This window comes from Pseudomonas sp. TAE6080, assembly GCF_018732265.1.
GTDB lineage: Bacteria > Pseudomonadota > Gammaproteobacteria > Pseudomonadales > Pseudomonadaceae > Aquipseudomonas > Aquipseudomonas brenneri.
Map to the genome: position 1 here is coordinate 1 of NZ_JAHIDY010000050.1, position 20,700 is coordinate 20,700.

A 20,700-nucleotide genomic window follows, 5' to 3' on the forward strand; every position below is an offset into this window, starting at 1 on the left:
GTAGCCCCGCTCTTTTTCAAGAGGGGTGTCAGATTAAGTCGAGACTTCTACAACTAATTGAAGCACTGGAAGCGGCAGACGATCTAGACCAATTGCAAATCTACCTAGAGCGACTAACGGACGCTCGAACGCCGGATGATGTCATCCAGAACAGCCAATGAGCGATATTTATCTAAATGAAAACGCCACCGTGACGGTGGCGCTCTCAACTCACAAGTAGTAACAAGCATACGATCGCCCAGTAATGACTGACGATTGCGGATTACTAGCTCATGGCCAAACGCGCCAACACATATCCATCAGCTTTCTCCTTAGGCTATACGACACCATTCAGCCCTATGCACCCGCTAAATTGAAGGTTTAAAAGGAGCAAGAACACTTCTAGTATTCATGTTGCTCATCGAGCGCTCAGGAAATATATCAAGATATGCGACCTTTCCATTCTTTGACAACAACACCTTCCCCTGCGCCACGAGCACTTCTATAGCAGGATCTAGACGCTTCACGCCACGTATCGGACTGGGCCCAAATCTCTCAATTGAGGTTTTTGGCACAAATCTCTCACCAGACTCTCGCCTTACCTGCAGCCAAGCATCCAATTTCTGAGCATCAGCTTCTTCTTGAGGTTGTGGCGTAAACATCCGTAAAAACTCGTCAGAGTACCAAAAGCAAACCTCGATAGCTGCCTCCAAGGTTTCCACAGCTATTTCGCCATCTTTTTTTTCGAAGAAATGAAATATAGCAGCAACCCTGGCGATATTATCTGCCAACTTGGACGCATGATCCCCCATACCAAAATATCGCCCCTCCGGCCTAATCTGCGCCTCCACCCCATTAAAAATACTGACCCACCGGTGAATCGCCGACTGAGAAAACCTAACCACAAACTTCGGCTTCTTGGGGTCAGCTAGAAACTCAACACTGTTTTTAAGGATCTCGCCGACGCGCTCAGAAAACCTGTCACAACAATCCCAAGGCGCGGCGCCTTCCGTTATAAACCGAGTCCCCTGAGTAGACTCTGGACTGCAAACCAAAAACCTAGCCCACAAGCCAGACCCACGTGATTTTTCACCGTTTTTCTCCATATAGCTAAAAAATGAACTTTCTTGAACCATTAACGATACCGTCAACCGCCCTCTGACCTCATAACTTTCAGCCGACACACGATCAACCGTTATGGCATCCCCGCTCCATAGCGCATTCTGTTTTGAGAGGTCATTGAATGCCTTACCCGTCAGCACGCCACCGCCCTCACTGGAGATAAGTCCAGCTACTGGAATGTTCTGGTGCAACCCAAGAAACAAAGCTTCCGACGTAGCATCTTCGTACAGCAACTTGAAGCGCCTAGGTTTGATCGGTGCACAGGCTTGATGTTCCATGAGTTGTTTATTCGGATCACCCCCCTCATGCTGATCCAATAGTAGAGTTTCTTTCAAGATAGCCTTTCGACGAGCGTCCCAGATCGACTGTTTCGCACGCCAATCAGAGAGCTCTGATTGATAAATCACATCCATCTCATCCTGAAAGCGCCGAACTCCTCCCATAAATACATTCTCTGCGGTCGACTTTCGCTCCCCAGAGTTGGCCACCGTGAGCACCATTATTGATACCGGACCGATTTGGCCATTTGGTTTACAGACATCAATTGAACCTTGAGCCGCAGTCGCCATGGCTGTTAACGCAGCTGAATAAATAAGTGCTCGCGGGGCCATTATATTGCGCTCAGCTTCATCTACTGCGCCCCCGATAATCGGCAAAGCCATAGACCTTGGAAATGCTCCACCTGGAACAGGAAGCCAACTTGATACACCATTAGAAAAATTCATAAACCACCCCTCTCAAGAATTCACGCTGTAAACATTTCGGCTTTCTGCAATTCGGGACTCAATCCACCGACAAACATCTTCCTCAATCCAACCTACAGCTGACGCCCCCAACTTAATCGGCCTGGGAAAACTGCAGTCGTACCTGGGCGACATTGGATTTAAGCGATCGTAGATGGTCGACGTACTCAGCCCGAGACGCTCTCGTAACTGCCGCATACGCAAAATTCTTAACATCAGTTTATTACTGTTTTCTTTGATCATTTCTACACCCTCTTCGGCTACGGATTCGATGAAAAGGACTTTAAAGCCCCTGCCACCCCAAGTCGTCGAAGGTGCTAAACGCCACATCCACCCTAAGCAGATCTATAGACATCGCCGTGCATTTTGTGCTTGGCGATTCCACCCCGTCGAATCTGCCTGGGTCCACTGCAGCTGCTATTTCTGCTATTAGTAGCAGAAATAGCAGCTGCACTCCCCCCTAACTCCGCCCAAGACTCCTTTTCGGCTGCACCCTTCGCTTGAATAATTCAGCAGCCATGAGCCGCCTGCTGGTCAACCCATTGCAGTAGTAAGGCCCTACCAGGTCCGCTTGGCTGTCGGCGCCCCTGCTCCCAGTCCTGCAGCGTGCGAGAGCTGATCCCCAACTGTTTGGCTAGGTCCTGCTGGGTTAGCTTCAGTCGTTGACGTAAAAAACATACTTGCCTGAGGATATCTGAAGATGTCGAGCGGTCCTGCATGGGATTATGTTGCCTCTTTGACCCTTGCCGAGGAAGTTGCGTCGATAATTCAGAGTTGGCCGTTATAAAAGTAGATAAGGGAAGTACGAAACTTACAGGCGCAGGCAGCTGCACTGCCTCTTGCGAACGTACCTGTGACTGACTTTCATACTCAGGGTGCCGAGTGAGAAACTCACGGCGCCAATGCTCGCTGTAGCTCATGCGAAAGACTCCTTTTCTAATGAGAAACAGTGCGGCAATGCCGCACCATAGAATAGGCATATTGAACACCTCTCAGCCCGGCCTCAGACCCGACTGGTGGTGAACACGGCAAAGCCCTGCCCCAGTTCCTGTGACTTGCTGTACTCCTTGCACAAGTAGCTCATGGCGTAGACCACTTGTTTGAGTGAATCAGGAAAACGCTGCTCCAGACGTTGGTAAACCTGGCCACTGAGTTTGTCCTGGCAGGCATGCACCAACCCGGACATGTCGTGTGCAGCACAACCAATTGCCCAGGCCCAAGCGCGCACGATGCGATGAAACAAGTTTTCTCTGCTGTAGGTGCCGTCTGTACTAGGCCCGTAGTTACCTAAGCCCCCAATGGCGTCGTAGTTGAGCAATAGCATGAGGTGATAATGGGGCGCCTCGCTGCTGTTGCGCTCCCGGCACCAGATGTAGCGAATTTCGGTCGAGTATTTGGTATTTGCCCAGACCAACTCTTTACTTAGTTGGTAGAAGAAACGAGTCATTACTTCATTGCTGATGAGCGCATCCGACGGCATCCGGCCGACGGGGTAACGCAAGTCGACCCGACAGACTAAGGTTCGAGCCTGTACCGAGAGACAGTGCTGTAGAGTCTCAATCCCACGCTCCAGGTAGTTTTCGATCAACGGGCCATGTGCCAGTTGCTGCTGCACGGCGAAGCCACGGTATTCGTTACTGTAGTGCAGCTTGAGCTTAGTGTTGAAGGGATGACGTTTAGGTTGATGATGGAACATGATCAGTTTCCTGTCGGCTGTATATGGAGAGTTCACCGGCAGGCACACGGAGCCAGGTGCATTCAGGCACCTTGCTTCGACTTATACGCTTCTTTCAAACTCTCAACGCTTTGACTTGCAGCCAAGGCTTTACGTTACGACCGTTGTTTATGGCAGATCTGTTTCGTAGATTTCTATAAGTACGATACCCCTCTATTGGAGAGGGCTATCGATTACTCAGCAATCAATAATAACCATGACCTTTATCAGTTACTATTAGAGCCTCTTTTAGATGCATACTACTTTAACCGTAACAACAGCAATGCCGCACCTGCAAAAAACCACTAGAAATAGGCTCAGTGAAAAATTTAACCCCCAGAACTACAATAAGAAAATTCACTTATTCAACTCTAAAAAGATTCCATTTTTCATTCAGAATAAAACGTATGAGTCGACTGATGTGTGCCGTCAGCGCTTTTAGTCATATAGACATCCCATACCGCTGACCTGTAAAAACTTACTGCACTGCCGTATTCATGTCGTTGAGGGCTCCAAAAGGCTGGTTTTTCACGGCTTTGCCGTAGCGTAGTGAGCCGATACGAGTTCAATCAAAAAAATCTCAGACCTATATCACCTCTGTGAACGCCCACCGTTTTAACTGCGGTAGGGATTTGGCGTGCCAGCTATATGGCTCATCACGCTCATCACTTGAGAGGATCTGTGTATGTATACCCCTTGCCCAAGCTGTAACTCTGGACGCGTCGTCACGAAAAATATTGGCAAACAAGCAGGTGGATTGGTTGGCGCTGCGGGCGGTGCGGCCAGTGGTGCTGCCGGAGCCCTGTCGGGAGCAGAAGCCGGCGCAGTGCTGGGTGTAATCGGCGGTCCGGTCGGGATCGCCATTGGCAGTATTGCTGGTGCACTTCTCGGGGGACTGTTTGGCGGCGTGGCTGGCGGGATAGCCGGGGCCACGCTGGGCGAGCAGATCGATGACAAGGTGCTGGATAACTATCAATGCCTGGCGTGCGGTTACAACTTCAGCGTCAACCGTTAAGTCGTTGTGAACAGGTGTCGTTTGTTGATGAAGCGACGCGCTTTTCCCTTCATTCGCAAGGAATTATTCCCATGGCTCATCTCGTTGAACAAATGGCTTACGTTGGCACCACGCCTTGGCATGGTCTGGGCAGTCGCCTCTCCCCCAAACAAGCGCTCGAAGTCTGGCAGCGTGAAGCGGGCATGGACTGGAAGATCCAGGACAGCCCAGTCCACTTCAAGTCCGAGAGCATCGGTACTCTGGGCTCAATTCACACCTTCCCTGAACAGAAGGTGCTGTATCGCTCCGACACCAAGGCACCGCTCTCCGTCGTGTCCAACCGCTACCAAATCGTACAACCGCGTGAAGTCCTGGAGTTCTATCGCGACCTGACCGAAGTTTCCGGCTACGAGCTGGAAACCGCTGGCGTGCTGAAGGGTGGCCGCAAGTTTTGGGCCTTGGCACGCACAGGTCAAACGACCGAGTTGAAGGGCAACGATCAGGTCAACGGCTATCTGTTATTGGCGACGTCCTGTGACGGGACGCTGGCCACCACCGCCACCCCGACCACGGTAAGGGTGGTCTGCAATAACACGCTGACCATCGCTCTGGATGGCACCACCCGCGCGATCAAGGTGCCGCACAGCACACGCTTCGATCCACAGGCAGTGAAAAAGCAGCTCGGTATCGCTGTCTCCCAGTGGGACGAGTTCATGTACCGCATGCGAGCACTGGCTGAACGCAAGGTGCAGTGGCATGAAGCGATGGGCTTTTTCATGAACGTGCTGTGTGATGTAACCCCCAATAGCAAACTGCCCGAAGTCCTGCCGAACGAGCGCGCACTGCGCAAGGTTCAAAGCCTGTACGAAGGCGAAGGTCGCGGCGCCACGCTGGAATCATCTCGCGGAACGGCCTGGGGGCTGCTCAACGCGGTGACCGAGTATGTCGATCACGAGCGACGGGCTCGCAGTACTGAATACCGAATGGACTCGGCCTGGTTTGGCCAAGGTGCTGTCATCAAACAACGTGCCCTGCAGGCCGCACTGGAACTCGCCGCCTAGCTCCACTTACTTACTCAACTATTAAAGCGCCTGGTTAGCATCTGCTGGCCGGGCGTTTTTTATGCCGTACAGGAAAACATCATGGGCACACAACCTCTGCAACAACCCAGCAGCAAACCCCGTCCTGCCTTACGTCTGGTGGGGACTAAACAGATGCCGCGCGAGGACTGGTTGGCCGTGCGTAAACAAGGTATCGGCAGCTCGGATGCCGCCGCTGCCGTGGGCCTGAACCCTTACAAATCCCAGTTGGAGTTGTGGCTGGAGAAAACCGGACGTGACACCTCACTTCCCAAGCTCGATCCACAGGATGAAGAAAGCCCAGCTTACTGGGGCAACATCCTGGAGCCAATTGTCGCAACACATTACACCCGGCGCAGTGGTCACCGGGTACGGCGGGTCAATGCGGTGCTGCAGCATCCTGATCCCAAACTGCCCTGGATGCTGGCCAACATCGACCGTGAGGTGATCGGCGCCGACGATGTACAGATTCTCGAATGTAAAACCGCCGGCATAAACGGCGCACGCCTCTGGAAGGAGGGTGTGCCCGAGTATGTGCAGTTGCAAGTCATGCACCAGCTCGCCGTCACCGGCAAGCAGGCCGCTGATGTGGCGGTACTGCTCGGTGGTCAGCACCTGGAAATCCATCGCATCGAACGCGACGAGTCACTGATTGCTCGGCTGATCGACTTGGAGTGGCTGTTCTGGGATTACGTCGTCAGTGATACCCCGCCGCCGGCCGATGGTTCGGCCTCGGCGGAGCAGGCGTTGCGCTGTCTGTATCCACAGGACAGTGGGCAAAGCCTGGACTTCAGCCAGGACACGCTGCTCTGTACGACCTTTACCGAACTGCAGAACGTGCGCGAATCGATTGCTCTGCAGGAGAAGCAGGAAGCTCAACTCAAGCAAACGTTGCAACAGGCCATGGGCGATGCCAGTCGGGCGACCTTCGCAACCGGCAGCATCACTTGGAAGAAAGCCAAAGACAGCGTGGCCCTGGATATCCCCCGTTTGCTTAAAGAAAAGCCCTATCTGCAAGTGCGCTACTCGACCACCAAAACCGGCAGTCGACGTTTTCTGCTGGCCTGAACGTTCGTTCGCTCCTCCCTTATCCCCATGCCCTTTCTCTCCAGCGCCACCCTGGCCGTTTGCGCGGTCTCGGTGGCGTTTTTATTTCAGATACAGGAGAACTCCCATGCTCAAAGGTTTAGCCATCACTCCCCCGATTTTGGGGCGCATTTCCATCGGCAAGGTCGTCGAGAAAAACGGCAAGCGTCTGCCGGAGAAAGACGATCAGTTCACCCTAACCTCTCAGGTACAGAGCCGGGACGGTTGGTTGTTGCACCCGCTCAATGAGGAACTGCGTAATGGCCAGGATGGCAAACTGCGCAGTATTCCGATCCGCTTACTGTTCAACGAGCCTGACCTCAACTTTCGGGCGGATTACAGCCTGTTCGACCGTGCTACCGGACGACCACTGTGCGTCGGCAACGGTGAGACCTGCAAGCGATCGACCAAGGACGGCATCCAGTCGCTGCCATGCCCTTCACCCGATGGCTGTTCACTGGCCCAGGGCAACGCCTGCAAGCCTTACGGCCGGCTGAACGTGGTGATTGGCGATGACGATCCGCTGGGCAGTTTTGTCTTTCGCACCACGGGCTACAACAGCATCCGCACCCTGACAGCGCGTGTGCATTACCTGCAAGCCATCTCCGGCAATCGCCTGGCCTGTCTGCCGCTGGAGCTGCGTCTGCGGGGCAAGTCCACCCGACAGAGTCACGGTACACCGATCTTCTACGTCGATATCACGGTGCGCAGCGGCCTGAGCCTAGAAGACGCCTTGCTGGAAGCCAAGCAGCTGGACGAAACCCGGCAAGCCTCCGGCTTTGACCAGAGCGCCTTGGATCACGCGGCCCGGCAGGGCTTTAACAATGGTGCCTTTGAAGACAGCGAGGAGGACACCGGTGCCATCGTCGAGGAATTCTTCCCCGCCATTGACGATCAGCCCAGCCCTGTAGAGCCCCAAGCTCAACTGTCAGCGCCTGCCAAACCCTCACTCTCCCAAAAGCTGGAGTCGCAAGCCAGCCGGCACGCTAGACCCAGCGTCCAGTAACCGCGCGCCTCAATCCTCACGCATTCGCACAGGAATACCGTCATGAAATATCACAAACTCCGGGCTGGAGAGGCATCCGGCACCTACGTCATGGAATCCCCTGTCACCGAGGCCGATATCCTGCAGATGGCTCAACAACTGGCAATGAGTCGCCTGTCTAAAGGCCGGGCACTGACTGAGCCTAAGCAGGTCTTCAGCCACCTGCAAACACTGCTGCAGTACCACGAGCACGAAGTCTTTGCTTTGCTACTGCTCGACACCAAGCACCGGGTAATAGGCTTCAGGGAGCTCTTCCGAGGCACGCTGGATGGTGCCAGCGTGTACCCACGGGAAGTGGTCAAGATCGCCCTAGAGCACAACGCCGCAGCCGTAATTTTGGTTCACAATCATCCCTCCGGCGACCCGGAGCCCAGCCAAGCCGATCGCACGCTGACCACCACCCTCAAGAACGCTCTGAACATGGTCGGCACCCGAATATTGGATCATGTGGTGGTGGGCCATGAAGGTTGCGTGTCGTTGGCCGAACGAGGTTACCTGTAACTCCTAGGCTCACACCGCCCGATAGACTGCCCTTGGCTGATGCCAGGGCGGTCATCGGCAGGGTAACTCCCCTCACTTATTTTTTGTCGTGATCCAGCGGTTGTACTCAGCTCCTGCTGCAGCCGAAACTATGGATTCCCCACGCCTAAGGGCGCCCGCAGTCGGCCTAGCTTTTTTTCTTTAGTCGTGCCGCGAACACCAATCAGAGTGCCTCTGCCTAATCGTCGTAAACCTACGAACAAGCTGCCGGGCCAACCCGCACAAAGGTCACACTGAATTCTTTGCACTGACGATGCTGCTGGAGCCGATTCGCAAAGCTGAAGGCATCATTCAGCTCAAAGCGCTGAAAAACATCCAAGCCACGACCAAGCACTATCTTCCAACCCGTGTCGGTTGTGATGTCTCGGTCATGCTTGGTGCCGCTAGTGTCGTAGGCCCAACTGAACTGGATGCCAACACCGGTACAAGCATCAGCGATCTTCTGCAGGCTTTCGGTCTGACGATCACCATTGGAATCATCCTCAACGGTCACCACATGAACAACCACCTCATCTTCCGGGCCTTGCAGCTTGCTAATGGTCTCCATCAGTTCCATCAAGTTGCGCAACTGGTGGAACATACGAAGATAGGGGTCTGTGATGATGATGCGCTTGGCACCTACCAGATAGGGACTGAACAACTTGTCAAAACTCAGTCCTCGCTGATTTTCGTGGAAGACCAAATGCTGCTCTTTCAGCACTGGTTCCATCGGCACAGGATTGCTTGGGCGTGAAGCTGGCCCTTGCATGGCTGGCGCTGCCTCGATTAGCGGCAAAGGGTCAGTGCCGACTTGGGGTAAGTCTGCAGTAGAAACTTCAGTCGCTCCCCTACGATGGTATTGATCAGGATACTCATCCTCTTCCAGAGTGCGCACCAAACGCTCCTGAGCATCAGCCCCCTGGTAGGCAAAACGAACGGCCGGATAGGTCGCGTCAATGCGTAGCAACTGATCCTTCACCCGCTTGCGCCCTTCAATTGCAGTGCGCAATACGTCTTCCACTTCGGCGTCTGTCGTCTCGCCATGCGGGTACAGGATCTTCATCAAACCAGAAAAGGTTTTGTTGATGCCATCGCGGTCGCGTGTCGAAATATCGTCGGATAGCGTGAACTGTCCCTTATAGCGATCTGAGTAGTCATGACTGCGAAGCGAGCGCAGGATCTCGGCCAGGTAGTCCACCACGAAGCCGTAACCACTGGAGAACATCTCGCCACGGATGACATCCACTTCCCAACCGGGGATGTAGCTGTGAATGCGATCGAGAAAGGCTGAATCGTGGAACTTTTCCGGCAGCGGGTCGAACAGGTCCGTATGCTTAAGCATGTACGGCACGGTGTGATCGGTATTACCCACAAACACCATACTGGCCTCTGCTCCCAGGGTTTCCACCCCCCGTGAGAACGACTTGTTAGCCATGTAGTTCTTCATGATGTCCACCAGCGCCTTGTCCACTCGCTTTTGCTTGCCGGCGAACTCATCGAAAGCCACTACATCCCAGTAACCCACCAGGCCGAGCTTACCCGTGCCGTTATGGACGAACAGCTTGGGAACCGTAACTTCGCCACCGGAGATAAGAATGCCGTGAGGCGAGAACTCAGAGTATACGTGGGACTTGCCGGTCCCCTTGGGGCCCAGCTCGATCAGGTTGTAGTTGCGCTCGCAGAACGGGATAAGGCGGATAAGCTGAGCAAGCTTATTGCGCTTGCCGAACATCTGCGGATTGAAACCTACGCTCTGGATCAGCAGGTCAATCCACTCATCAGTGGTGAACTGCTTACGTGCCTCCAGATAGCCGTCGAAATCAAAGCGGGAAATCTGAATTGGCTTTAGCGAGGCCAGAAGCCAAGGTGAGGCAGACTTGTCCTCGGTGTATTCATACTCCACATCCGCAATGCACCAAACACCACCTACCAGCAGCTTCTGGTGGGTCTTGACGGTGTTGGAGTCGATCAGCACCTTCTTGATGCCCAGGTTGGCGAACTCAGCCTCGTACACGTCATCCTTGTCGTTTAATGAGACGCTAATACGGTCAATAACCTTGTGCCGACCCTTCTCCTTGATGGTCGAGCGCACCAGCCCTGCTTCGTTGCGGTGGACATAGTGCTTACGCAGGATCTCCTTGACGGTCTCGATACCGGTCTGGATAGTCGCTTCGTCATTGGTCGCGCAGTACTGGCCCAGCAAGTACTCCAGCACATACGACGGCACAATGGCGTTGCCCTTCACCGCTTTGACCAGGTCTTTGCGCACCACTAGGCCGGCAAAGTGCTGGTTGATCTTGTCGTCGAGCTGACTCATTGGAGCTCCTGCTTAAAAATCAAATTCGCTGCTGAACGAGCGGCGAATGGTGTAGCGCGCGGCTTTGTACCGTGTGAAGTGTGAAGTGCCGTCCACGGTCTCTTCAAGGAGCAGTTCCACCTGCTGATTATTCGCCTCATCGGCCTTGCGGCTGAGAATGAAGCGCACCGGCAGCTCCCGTTCACGCGGGTTAGAAGAACTGAAGTCGAACAACAGCTCATGCTGATCGGATACCAGCTCACCGTCCAGCGTGAACAAACCTGCACGCAACCGGCGCGACTGCAGTTTCTCGGTCACTGCCTCGGTTTGATAGAGCACCACGGCCAACTGCCCGGTGGTGATGGTCTTGCCACCGCCACCGATGAACTCCACCTCCACCCGACCCACATCGCTCTGGCGCTTCTTGTTAATGCGGATGACCGGGATCACAACCTCTTGCAGGGTGGCGCCGCCATGCACAAAGCGGCTGCCAGAGCCTTTCAGCCGCAGACGGTTGATCGATTTGGGAATCTGCACCATAAGCGTACCCGTCAGGCCTAGCTGCACCGGGTTGAAGGTTTTAAAGCTGGCTCCTTCGCGCAAGCTACGACCCAGTACAAAACGCCGGTCGCGGTAGAGGACCTCATCGCCCTCCGGCTCACCGCTGAGGAAATCGCTCTCCTGCAGCGGATGATTCTGATAGATGAAGCCATGATCAGCAGTGATCAGCAGGTTACTGGCATTGGCGTTGGTCAGCTTCTTCACCAGACGGATCAGCTCACTGAGCGTTTCCTCGGCCGCCGCAAACACTCGCTCTTCGGTATCACGGGTGTCGCCGGTCTTGTCGATCAGGTTGTGATAAACGTAAACCACCTCATTGTCGCGCAGCAAGGCACGAGAGTCGGCCTGGTTCATCGCCAGTAGATCCTTGGCTCGTACCACCTGGGATGCTGGCACCCTGGTCGCCAGAATCTTGCCCCGGTTGACCGAGCCTTGAGCGCTCTGACCATCCACTATGGCATCGCCACTGTCGTTGTCGGCCAGTTGCAGGCTGCTGTTGGGTAGCAGCGCCGCCATGCCCAGCTGGGTATAACTCGGTAGCATCGACAGCATCGGTTCCAGATCAGCCTCAAAACGATCTTCCTGACGAATCAGGCTTTGCAGCTCCTCGCCTACCTCATAGCGGAACGCATCGGAAATCAGCACGCACACCTTAGTTTTGCGCTCAACAAACGGCTGCACATAGCGGCTGAAAAAATTGCGCTGCAGCACTACGGGCGCGGCCTCCCACTGCTGCGCCGCATCCACGTGCTGCTGCCAGCGGTCATTAAGACGGCTCAGGTAGTTGTTGCCGTAGAGATTCTCGACCTGCATAGCCAACTCACCCAGCAGCGAAGCCTGGCCAGATTCACGCAGATGATAGACGAACTTGCGGTAACGCTGATCCAGCCTGAACCACTGGCTGGCGTACTTTTGCACGCCATCAGTCAGCGATTCCATTTGCAGCTGCGTTATGTCCAGCACCTGGATGAACTGCGCCGCATGCTCCAGCGCCAGGTACACATCCTTGAAGCGCTCAAACCAGTGACTCTGACGGCGCTGGCGTACCCACTGCTCCACCTCCTGAGCGGTCACTGTACGGGCCACCACGGCACGTACCAGCTCACTGAGGATCTTGCGGTCGATCAGCTCGAAATAATCCAGCTCCAGCAGGCTACGCCAGTCCAGAGTTTGCAGCTTGTCGTCGATCTGCAGCACCGCCGCGCACTGCTCAGACAGTGCCTCGAAACTCTGCTCATGCGAACGACTGTCCTTCCATCGTTTGAGGAACACCAGCGCCTCAGCGGACAGTCGCGCCTTGTAAGCCGGGTCGATCCCAAGCATGAAACAAGCCTTAAACAGCTCGATAACGAAATCGTGCAACCCTGGTTGCTCGGAGCTATAGCCATAGGCGCGCTTCACCTGCTCCCACAGATAAGCATTCAAGCCGCTGCTTTCGATTAACTTGATCCGCACATCTTTACCAGCGGCCAGATCACTCAGCAGGTTTTCCAGAATCACATCCAGACGCGGCTCGTTGCCGGAACACACGGCGAGCATCTTGCGTTGCAGCAAGTTCTGCGAATCACCCGGCTCAAGTAACTTGCTCAGTGCCTCGCGGCGCTTGGCGGATTCGAAAAACGCAACATGGGCTTCCAGCAGCGGATAGCAGTCCGGTCCCAACTCCAGCTCAGCCAGCCACAAGGCAACCTGATCGGTACGGAAGCAATTGCCACTGGCGAGCTGCACATCCAACAGCCAATTCTGCAAATGCGGAGGCTCGGCACCTTCACGGTAGAGCAGAAACTTCTGTTCCGGCTGCTCGCGCAGCAGGCGGTATTTCACGCCAAACTCATTGTTAGCCAGCTCGATTTTCTCGACATCCGGCAGCTCCAGCGTCTCGAAATCAGCGCGAAACTCCAGGCGCGTGTCATACCAGAACACTATGCGCTGCTTGTCGAACAGGTTGCTCAGGGCCTGGGTTATTTTTGCATTGCTCACGCGCCATTCACTCCTTGCTCGACATGCCCGAACAGATGCGCAACCGTGCTACAAAACTCTCCCAGCCTGTTGTCTGCGTCTCGCGCCAGGTAGGCTTGGGTAAATAGCTGAAGGTCAGCATCACTGAGCTCGGGATCAAGAAATGGCTCGATGGCGGCCTTACGCAAATCCTGCAACTTGCGAATATTCAGCCCAAGCTTCTCGATGGTAATGGCAGCAGACTGATCATCGGGATTCGCGGGTCTGATTGAACCATCCCCAGCAAAAGCAAACTGCCTTTCACACCCCTCTAACAAAGGGGAAACCAGCAACTGCTCGTCGAACCAATCCTCTTTGAGATTACCGCAGTGGCGCGGTGCGCCTCGCTCAATACGGTTCTGGCAAGAACACAGCAGATTGGCATAATCGAGCGCATCGCAGGCTGGATCGCTCTGAGGCCTGAAGTGTTCGATATGCGCATCATCATCGTGTAAGCGTCGCTCGCAGTAGCAGCAGATAAATCCCTGTTCAACCATCAAGGCCAGCTTCAGGGCCAGCTTAGGCGCGCCACTCAACAGCTCATAAGCCGGCTGCCAGTCCGCATTCGCCTGCGCTTTCCAATCGAATAAAGCCTGGGGTTCTGGCTGCTTAGAAATATGCCTCATCGTCCGATGACTTCCTTGCGACGAATCAACACATCTGCGCGAGCCAGATCCGGGTCATCACCAATGTCGTTACGCAAAGCGTCGATCTTTTTCTTGGCCTCACTCAGTTCATTCTTATCGATTGCCAAGAACAGCGCGTGTAAATCTGTTTCAACCGATTCTGGCCGAGTAGTCGGCAAGCCCATCAAATCCTCCAGCACACGCTCAGCACTCATGCCGAACGATTCACGCGGATGTTCAGTCTGCAAGCCTTGCTCGGTCTGACCTAGCAGATACAGGCAGTCTGGTTGCACATGGGTGATCACATGCGCCGAATGGGTTGAAAGAATGAACTGGCACTGCCCAAATACCTCTATCAGCTTCGGCACCATCAAGCGCTGCCACTTGGGGTGCAGGTGTAAATCCACCTCATCGATCAGCACCACGCCTTGCCCTTGCAGAGGGTCATCCAATGTCGGATTGGCAATAGCCAAACGCCTGGCCAAATCACCAATCAGGGCGATCATGCATTTTTCGCCATCGGACAACTGGCTGACCGAGAGGCGCTTGCCCAGCTTTTCAACTTCCATGCGCAGTGGGTTACGCCGCACCGTCAGATTAGTGAAATCCGGCATAAAGCACGCCAACGCCCTGCGTACTGCCTCCAGCTCTCTGTCTGGAAAGCAGTAGTCATCGGGTTTAACCAGATCATCGCGGTATTTGCGGTGCTCATTCTCAAGGTCCTCGCGCTCGCGAAACCACTCGAAGAATGTACGAAAATTCGCCCCACTGGTCAGCGCATCGTCATAGGCCGAGAGCGGCGAAAACCGATGCCTTTCCTTGATACGCAGCGGAATATCCAGCACCGCACGATTGACGGGGTAATACACAAACAACGGCAGGTTACAGCGCTCCTGGGTCTGGGAGATCTGCTCCTGCAGGTCGTGAATAAACTCCTTGAGCTCATGAAAACTGCTCTTGTCTTCAGACGCATGCCCCGCTCGGCTTTTAGACAGCTTCCAGGCCACGCTGCCACGAGCGCTATGGCAGCTCAGCTCTATCGTGGCTGTCGACTTACCATTGGTGATGTCCGGCTCTGCAATCGGCCGCCCGGAAGCAGTCGTATGACGAATACGGCTAACCGCCCACGAGAGTGCCAGTGCCAGTGCATCGAGCACCGACGATTTGCCCGCTCCATTGACGCCGGCAAACACGTTGATACGTTCATTCAGCGTCAGGCGCAGGTCGAGCGCTCCGCGAAAGTTCGTCAACTTGATTGAATCAATGCGCATGACTTAATCCTCACCTTTGGCATCGAGCCCAACGATTTTTTTCAACGCTGGGCCAAGTTTGAGGTAGTTAACCTTGACGCCATCGTCGAGATCCAGTGGCACTTGCTCGGTGGCCAGCGGGTAGAGGGTGTCTCGCTCATAGTCGTCCAGCTCCAACAATTGCTTCTTCAGCGTCTCTATTTCCTTGAGGGCGCGGGCTTTATCGCCCTGGCTGGCGGAGGTGCTGATGCTGACCTGCTGCAGGTAACCCAGCCTCGCAGCAAGCTTTTTGCGGAAGTCGCGCAGGTACTGCAACACCACACTGACTGTGTCCGCGCGGTAGCGGTGCACATAGATCAGCGCGTTGAAGGTACCTTTGGGGCTGGCGAACAGCCAATAGATCGGGCGCTTTCTGTAGCGTTTGACGTGGTCAACGTAAAAGTCCTTGAGGAAGTACTTCCGTATGTCCTTGCCCAGCGCTGCCTCGATAAAAGTCAAATTTTCTTCGTAATGCTGCTCGCCGAAGGTCATGCGTAGGAACTGGCGGAAGCGCTCGGTCACATCATCGGCAAACCACTCGCCGTCCAGCAGCGGGATCACATTGTCCTCGTCCGGCATAAAGCGTGGCTCGGGCACCTGGCGTAAGTAATCGACCAGCGTCTCACCCAGGTTGGCCAGTAAAAGCCCCGGCTTGTCCAGGCTGTAGCGGCCGAACATGCAGCCTACGGCGTAGGACAAAAACTCGCGCATCGTGTCAGCCTGCAGTAGAGCTTCCAACTCTTCGTCTGCCTTGTCGCCGCCGTAGCGATTATACGGGTTACAGGTGAGGGTGATTTCCTTAAGTGGCACCTCGGGATTCAGCTCGTCCTGCAAGCAGTAGGCTTCGATAAAAATGTCGTTGTTTTCTTCTTCGAATCGCTGCATTTCCAGCGTCGTATCACTCCAAAAGGCGCGAAGATTTTGATACGTGCTCTGAAGAGTTTTCTGCTGATAGTCGGAGTGCAGCAGCGGCAGGCTGGTAAAGTCCCAAGAGGTTTCGTAAGAGTTCCAATCAACTTTAAAAGCAGATATAAGGCCATCGACCAAATTCCTTGTTCTATCAGTATCCACCGAAACAAGGAAAGGGAGATTCGCAATATTCCCAGCTTGAAAATTCAAAGTTGGATTAAGCGCTCTCAACATCACTCGAGAGACCTTTGCATTCAAAAAACCCAAAACTGTCTTAGGGTTAACTTTTACTGGGAAACACGCAGATCCACCAGCATCAAAAAGTTCCCCACCCTCACTAATGCGAGCTGAAAAATCTAAAGAGCTTACCGCCCCCCAATTAATGTTTTCATTAAAAACAAATTCCAGATTGAAATTTGTTGCCCAAACCCGATCTTCTGAAGGGTGCTTTTTCGTCTGCAGCAAAAAACCATCATCCTCCCAATTAACAACATCGAACTTATTTCCATACCACTTTCGATAACCACCACCTTTAAGATACGAGAACCACTTCTTCCCTGACTCTTGAGCTGAGTGCCTATCCTTAAATATATCAAGCCCAGACTTATCAAGCGAAACCTCATGCCAATCTCGAACATAAATTTCGTTTCGAGCGGTAACCATACCCTTCCTGGTTGGAGCCACCTCATCAAAACGAGGAAAGTCTCTGAATGCATTGCTCACAGCATCACTAACCCAATACGCAACTGGACTTCCCGGAATTTTTCGAAAGTCCGCCGCAGAAGCCCGGAAGAAATAGCTCTCCATACCCGCCTCGGCATTGTCAGCTTGCTTGTTTTGGTCGTCCATCGTTAATTCTCTCCAATGCGTTAGCCGCATCCGGCCCGGACTGATCTTGACCAGCAGCCATGGACACAGGTTTAAGCAATCATCCGAGCCTCAAAGGCCTCTGGACTGATCTATCTAAGGTGCTATGACACCGCTGGCATATTGTGGTTGGTTTCGATTTATTCAAACACGGGTTGACGCATCTGGACGCGCGATATGACACGCTCGCCGTGGATGCACTCGCCTCTCAGGCTGTGGAAGAAGCTCTACGCGCAGACGTTGTCGTAGCATTCACCCTCACCCTCACCCTCACCCTCACCCTCACACCGCATCGAAGGTGATGGACCCAGATCAGCTGCTGGTAAACCGAGGAGTAATATTGAACTGGTGCCTCAACGCCCCCAAGCAACTTGCATCGCCAAAACACCATACGTAGAGCATCGCAGGTCGATGCCGTCAGTTCCACCGGCTCCCGGCACTCCCTATCCACGACTTCCGGTAAGTCGCCCCATCTTTGTATAGCTGTTGATAGTTTCGGCCAAGACATTGTCTTTTGGCCGCCCACTACGCATCGATGTCTCGATGCCGACCTAGGTCAAGCGCCCGGCATAGCTGATCTCCACGCACTGAGATGCTGCGTTTGGTGTGGAGGATCGAGCGACCCAGGGTTATTGGGCGCGTGCATACAGAACTGCCTCCAGAGCATCCAGTGCGAACTCTGTAATACTACCATCGCACAGGTTCTCTGCTAGAATTCGCACCTTTCTTTAACGACTTAGGTGAAACACGCCATGCAGCCCATGCTGAATATCGCGCTGCGCGCAGCCCGCAGCGCCAGTGAATTGATTTTCCGCTCCATTGAGCGCCTGGATACCATCAAGGTCGACGAAAAGGACGCCAAGGACTACGTGTCCGAAGTGGACCGTGCCGCCGAACAGAAAATCATCGACGCCCTGCGCAAGGCTTACCCGACTCACGCCATCATGGGCGAAGAGACTGGCATGCACGCCGGCAGCGGCGAAGGCGAAGACTACCTGTGGATCATCGACCCACTGGACGGCACCACCAACTTCCTGCGCGGCGTTCCACACTTCGCCGTCAGCATCGCCTGCAAATACCGTGGTCGCCTGGAACACGCAGTGGTTCTGGACCCGGTTCGCCAGGAAGAATTCACCGCCAGCCGTGGTCGCGGCGCCCAGCTCAACGGTCGTCGCCTGCGTGTCAGCGGTCGCACCAGCCTTGAAGGCGCCCTGCTGGGTACCGGCTTCCCGTTCCGCGACAACCAGATGGACAACCTCGACAACTACCTGGGCATGTTCCGCAGCCTGGTAGGCCAGACCGCCGGCATCCGCCGCGCTGGCGCAGCGAGCCTGGACCTGGCTTACGTTGCCGCTGGTCGTTATGACGCGTTCTGGGAGTCCGGCCTGTCCGAATGGGACATGGCTGCAGGCGCCCTGCTGATCCAGGAAGCGGGCGGCCTGGTGAGCGACTTCACCGGCGGCCACGACTTCCTTGAAAAAGGCCACATCGTTGCCGGCAACACCAAGTGCTTCAAGGCAGTTCTGACGGCCATCCAGCCGCACCTGCCGGCTTCGCTGAAGCGCTAAACTGTACTTGCTAGCACCAGATCGCGCTCTGACGCAAAGCCATGAATAAATAATGTCAACTTAAACGTCAGACCACTGACAAAGACTTGGCTTTCTGGCCGGGACTTATGTTTAATCAGTTATCGCTTTCGCTGGGGGAGCGGACGCTCAAGCCTCTCCCCCACACCCAAAACGGTCACGTTTGCAAAGCTAGAGCGCCCAGAGCCGAGGAAAACTCTAGGTGCTCGACAAAGACCAGCAAACCGCCAATTTCGGTCGTCGTGCGCAACCGTATGCTCTTGCAAGCAAACTTCCAATCGACCATAAAATTCAGTCTCTTCGATCCACTTCTCATCGTCGACTTTGATTTTTTCCTGCAGGGCCTGAAGATTTTCCTCGAGCGCCTCCCATACTTTTCGATATCCAGCGAGGAGCCGCGAGACGAAAAATACAAACCCTCCCTCGCCTACCAAAATCTTCAAGGGTGAATCTCATTGAATAGCCCTCTCAAGCATTGTCGCTTTCTCTGCTTCTGAGTTGCCATCCACCAACCGTACATAGGCGCCCTTGTATTCAGGCTTGTGCTGGTTCTCCAGCACAAAGGCCGTGGTGGAGACCACCTCACCGCCAATGCTGTCAAATGCTCGGGCGCCCATGTGGGCCATGGAGAGAATGGTGTGCTGACCCAGAATGCGTGCACGCAATGACTCGAACGACGACAGGAACATCCAGCTCTGCATGGTAATCATCGCCACCGTGCCAGCAGGCATGACCAGATCAAGGTTGCGCTCGATAAACATGGCAAACAGATCGGACTTGCTGCGGGGGTAGTTTTCCCTGGCCCACGCGCCCAGTCGCGCATTCATGCCTTTGCCTCCCATATACGGCGGATTTGCCACTACCACCGGATATTTCGGACTCAGGTAGTCCGTCTGGTGCAGCACCTTCAGCACCTTGTCATGGGTGCCCTTGAGGAACAGGTTACCGGCCATATCCTTGGCTTCAAGCAACGGCAGCATGTCTCGCACGCTGGTGATATTGGGGCGAATCAGCGAACCAAAATTGTCGGCCTCTTCAAACTGTTTGAGAGTTTCGCGCAGGTCAAGGGTCAACAGGTCGCGCCCTACGGCCGTGATGTACTCATCCATCTCGTCAGAGCTGAACACAACCTTTTCCAACACGCAAATGTTGGGTTTGATGGCCTTGTTGAAGAAGCGGCGCTGTTTAGCACGAGCCTTCATGGTCAAGGCAAAAGCGGCCAACTCCCCTGCTCGCTCGTCCAGCTCGATGCCGTAGAGATTGTAGGTAAGGATTTTCTCGGGGATCTCGCTTGGGTCCGTACCCACTTCTTCGTAGATGGCATAGAGCAGGTCGAAAGCATAGGTGAGCATATGGCCAGAGCCGCAGGCCGGGTCGCAAACCTTGATTTCTTCGGGGTGGGTGATCTTGAGGAAGTCGACTTCATCAGCATCGGGCTTGATGTAGTAGTCCATCTGTCCAGCTAGACCTGAGCCGGGGTGGTTGAGCATCCACAGGCGACCCAGGGAGTTTTCCACCAAGTAGCGCACGATCCAGTGCGGGGTAAACAACTGGGTGGCGGCTGGAATATTGTCAGGATTGATTTTTTGGTTCTTTTTCAGCCCTTCAAATACCGCGTCTTTTTTCTCGGAGATATAAAACTGGTAGAGCCAGCCAATCACCTCAACATCCGTGCAAGCCTCGGGTGTCATGGCTTCACGGGTGTAGGCCAGAACAGAATTGCCCGAGAGCAGGTCATCAGGCATCAGCAGCTCGGTGTAATCGGCAATGCGTTCGAACAGGTAAGGCATGGCGCTGTGGAAACTGTTGCACTCGGCCACCACCAACAGGCGATAAGCTTCCTGCTGCGGGTCGTGGCTAGGTGCGGTGCCACTGAGCAGGGCTTGGATCTGCCGGCTGATTTTTTCGGGCACTCGATCTTCATCGATATGGCCAGCTTTGGCTTCAGCTAATATTTCCGGCTGGAACTGGCCTTCGTCAGCGGGCGATACCACGCGGATGCGCGTATAGGCATTCACGTCCATAAAGCGCAGGGCGCAGAAGCGGTTGAACCAGGTGTAGGCCACCTTGTCGATGAGCTGCTCACGGTTGGATGCAGCAATCTGCTTTTCCAACTGGGCCACGGCCTGCGGATTCTCGCGGCGGGCGGCGCTGCTGGCATCGAGTACCAGGGCGAGCTTGGCGCCGACTTGCTCCAGCAACAGACGACGGGCGTGCTGGGCGAACTTCTTGAGTCTGGTAGTTTCCATCATTATTCTCTTTATGGGCCTGCTCGATCATTTGTGTG

17 protein-coding genes and 1 pseudogene are annotated in these 20,700 nt (G+C 54.5%); 6 read left to right on the plus strand and 12 right to left on the minus strand.

Annotation, left to right across the window (positions count from 1 at the left end; translation table 11 throughout):
• Positions 1 to 347 precede the first annotated feature (347 nt).
• The 4 genes from KL786_RS25860 to KL786_RS25875 all read right to left on the minus strand — a co-directional run bounded on the left by KL786_RS25860 (position 348) and on the right by KL786_RS25875 (position 3,540).
• Positions 348 to 1,826 (minus strand): YfjI family protein, encoded by a 1,479-nt coding sequence (locus tag KL786_RS25860; RefSeq protein WP_033898373.1) that lies wholly within the window; start codon positions 1,824 to 1,826, stop codon positions 348 to 350.
• A 12-nt stretch (positions 1,827 to 1,838) separates the two neighbouring features.
• A complete protein-coding gene (locus KL786_RS29985) occupies positions 1,839 to 2,174 on the minus strand; it encodes a helix-turn-helix transcriptional regulator (protein WP_312024516.1) in 336 nt (111 codons plus the stop codon).
• A 179-nt stretch (positions 2,175 to 2,353) separates the two neighbouring features.
• A complete protein-coding gene (locus KL786_RS29990) occupies positions 2,354 to 2,824 on the minus strand; it encodes a helix-turn-helix domain-containing protein (RefSeq protein ID WP_312024517.1) in 471 nt (156 codons plus the stop codon).
• Positions 2,825 to 2,847: 23 nt separating this feature from the next.
• Entirely contained in the window at positions 2,848 to 3,540 is a 693-nt protein-coding gene (locus KL786_RS25875; protein ID WP_033898371.1) for a YagK/YfjJ domain-containing protein, read from the minus strand.
• Positions 3,541 to 4,243: 703 nt separating this feature from the next.
• Here KL786_RS25875 and KL786_RS25880 point away from each other — a divergent pair.
• The 5 genes from KL786_RS25880 to radC all read left to right on the plus strand — a co-directional run bounded on the left by KL786_RS25880 (position 4,244) and on the right by radC (position 8,263).
• Positions 4,244 to 4,573, plus strand: a complete 330-nt coding sequence (locus KL786_RS25880) for a hypothetical protein (RefSeq protein WP_033898370.1) — start codon at positions 4,244 to 4,246, stop codon at positions 4,571 to 4,573.
• 71 nt (positions 4,574 to 4,644) lie between these two features.
• A complete protein-coding gene (locus tag KL786_RS25885; protein WP_033898369.1) occupies positions 4,645 to 5,613 on the plus strand; it encodes a DUF932 domain-containing protein in 969 nt (322 codons plus the stop codon).
• An 81-nt stretch (positions 5,614 to 5,694) separates the two neighbouring features.
• Positions 5,695 to 6,699 carry a YqaJ viral recombinase family nuclease gene (locus KL786_RS25890; protein ID WP_033898368.1) on the plus strand — a complete coding sequence of 335 codons (1,005 nt, stop codon included), beginning with the start codon at positions 5,695 to 5,697 and terminating at the stop codon, positions 6,697 to 6,699.
• Positions 6,700 to 6,805: 106 nt separating this feature from the next.
• Positions 6,806 to 7,723 (plus strand): recombination directionality factor, encoded by a 918-nt coding sequence (locus KL786_RS25895; protein ID WP_033898366.1) that lies wholly within the window; start codon positions 6,806 to 6,808, stop codon positions 7,721 to 7,723.
• A 42-nt stretch (positions 7,724 to 7,765) separates the two neighbouring features.
• Complete coding sequence (gene radC / locus KL786_RS25900; RefSeq protein WP_033898365.1) at positions 7,766 to 8,263, plus strand: RadC family protein; 498 nt, start codon at positions 7,766 to 7,768, stop codon at positions 8,261 to 8,263.
• A 232-nt stretch (positions 8,264 to 8,495) separates the two neighbouring features.
• On the opposite strand, the gene brxL is transcribed toward radC, so the two are convergent.
• The 6 genes and pseudogenes from brxL to KL786_RS30195 form a co-directional block, all read right to left on the minus strand.
• Complete coding sequence (gene brxL, locus KL786_RS25905; RefSeq protein WP_033898363.1) at positions 8,496 to 10,598, minus strand: BREX system Lon protease-like protein BrxL; 2,103 nt, start codon at positions 10,596 to 10,598, stop codon at positions 8,496 to 8,498.
• A 12-nt stretch (positions 10,599 to 10,610) separates the two neighbouring features.
• Entirely contained in the window at positions 10,611 to 13,118 is a 2,508-nt protein-coding gene (gene pglZ, locus KL786_RS25910) for a BREX-1 system phosphatase PglZ type A (protein ID WP_033898361.1), read from the minus strand.
• Positions 13,115 to 13,762: a retron system putative HNH endonuclease gene (locus tag KL786_RS25915; RefSeq protein ID WP_033898359.1), complete on the minus strand. Its 648-nt coding sequence runs from the start codon at positions 13,760 to 13,762 to the stop codon at positions 13,115 to 13,117. The genes pglZ and KL786_RS25915 overlap by 4 nt, the downstream gene beginning before the upstream one ends.
• The gene (locus KL786_RS25920) at positions 13,759 to 15,033 is read right to left on the minus strand and encodes an AAA family ATPase (protein WP_033898358.1); all 1,275 of its coding nucleotides are present in this window, start codon (positions 15,031 to 15,033) and stop codon (positions 13,759 to 13,761) included. The genes KL786_RS25915 and KL786_RS25920 overlap by 4 nt, the downstream gene beginning before the upstream one ends.
• Before the next feature lie 3 nt (positions 15,034 to 15,036).
• Positions 15,037 to 16,809: a BREX-1 system adenine-specific DNA-methyltransferase PglX gene (gene pglX, locus KL786_RS25925; protein WP_126644777.1), complete on the minus strand. Its 1,773-nt coding sequence runs from the start codon at positions 16,807 to 16,809 to the stop codon at positions 15,037 to 15,039.
• 71 nt (positions 16,810 to 16,880) lie between these two features.
• A pseudogene (locus KL786_RS30195) lies at positions 16,881 to 17,233 on the minus strand (IS3 family transposase); the annotation flags it as partial.
• Positions 17,234 to 17,579: 346 nt separating this feature from the next.
• Between KL786_RS30195 and suhB the strand changes: the two are divergent.
• Positions 17,580 to 18,395, plus strand: coding sequence for a type III secretion system regulator SuhB (gene suhB / locus KL786_RS25930; protein WP_033898354.1), 816 nt, complete (start codon positions 17,580 to 17,582; stop codon positions 18,393 to 18,395).
• Positions 18,396 to 18,514: 119 nt separating this feature from the next.
• Here the strand turns inward: suhB and KL786_RS25935 are convergent, their stop codons facing one another.
• A complete protein-coding gene (locus KL786_RS25935; protein WP_126644778.1) occupies positions 18,515 to 18,856 on the minus strand; it encodes a hypothetical protein in 342 nt (113 codons plus the stop codon).
• Between the two features lie 9 nt (positions 18,857 to 18,865).
• The gene (gene pglX / locus KL786_RS25940) at positions 18,866 to 20,662 is read right to left on the minus strand and encodes a BREX-1 system adenine-specific DNA-methyltransferase PglX (RefSeq protein WP_033898351.1); all 1,797 of its coding nucleotides are present in this window, start codon (positions 20,660 to 20,662) and stop codon (positions 18,866 to 18,868) included.
• Between the last annotated feature and the right edge of the window lie 38 nt (positions 20,663 to 20,700).

What these genes read in the sequence shown, in the direction of transcription:
- KL786_RS25860 (WP_033898373.1), bottom strand. Translation starts at nt 1,826, where the DNA reads ATGAATTTTTCTAATGGTGTATCAAGTTGGCTTCCTGTTCCAGGTGGA.
- KL786_RS29985 (WP_312024516.1), bottom strand. Translation starts at nt 2,174, where the DNA reads ATGTGGCGTTTAGCACCTTCGACGACTTGGGGTGGCAGGGGCTTTAAA.
- KL786_RS29990 (WP_312024517.1), bottom strand. Translation starts at nt 2,824, where the DNA reads ATGCCTATTCTATGGTGCGGCATTGCCGCACTGTTTCTCATTAGAAAA.
- KL786_RS25875 (WP_033898371.1), bottom strand. Translation starts at nt 3,540, where the DNA reads ATGTTCCATCATCAACCTAAACGTCATCCCTTCAACACTAAGCTCAAG.
- KL786_RS25880 (WP_033898370.1), top strand. Translation starts at nt 4,244, where the DNA reads ATGTATACCCCTTGCCCAAGCTGTAACTCTGGACGCGTCGTCACGAAA.
- KL786_RS25885 (WP_033898369.1), top strand. Translation starts at nt 4,645, where the DNA reads ATGGCTCATCTCGTTGAACAAATGGCTTACGTTGGCACCACGCCTTGG.
- KL786_RS25890 (WP_033898368.1), top strand. Translation starts at nt 5,695, where the DNA reads ATGGGCACACAACCTCTGCAACAACCCAGCAGCAAACCCCGTCCTGCC.
- KL786_RS25895 (WP_033898366.1), top strand. Translation starts at nt 6,806, where the DNA reads ATGCTCAAAGGTTTAGCCATCACTCCCCCGATTTTGGGGCGCATTTCC.
- radC (WP_033898365.1), top strand. Translation starts at nt 7,766, where the DNA reads ATGAAATATCACAAACTCCGGGCTGGAGAGGCATCCGGCACCTACGTC.
- brxL (WP_033898363.1), bottom strand. Translation starts at nt 10,598, where the DNA reads ATGAGTCAGCTCGACGACAAGATCAACCAGCACTTTGCCGGCCTAGTG.
- KL786_RS25915 (WP_033898359.1), bottom strand. Translation starts at nt 13,762, where the DNA reads ATGAGGCATATTTCTAAGCAGCCAGAACCCCAGGCTTTATTCGATTGG.
- KL786_RS25920 (WP_033898358.1), bottom strand. Translation starts at nt 15,033, where the DNA reads ATGCGCATTGATTCAATCAAGTTGACGAACTTTCGCGGAGCGCTCGAC.
- pglX (WP_126644777.1), bottom strand. Translation starts at nt 16,809, where the DNA reads ATGGACGACCAAAACAAGCAAGCTGACAATGCCGAGGCGGGTATGGAG.
- suhB (WP_033898354.1), top strand. Translation starts at nt 17,580, where the DNA reads ATGCAGCCCATGCTGAATATCGCGCTGCGCGCAGCCCGCAGCGCCAGT.
- pglX (WP_033898351.1), bottom strand. Translation starts at nt 20,662, where the DNA reads ATGGAAACTACCAGACTCAAGAAGTTCGCCCAGCACGCCCGTCGTCTG.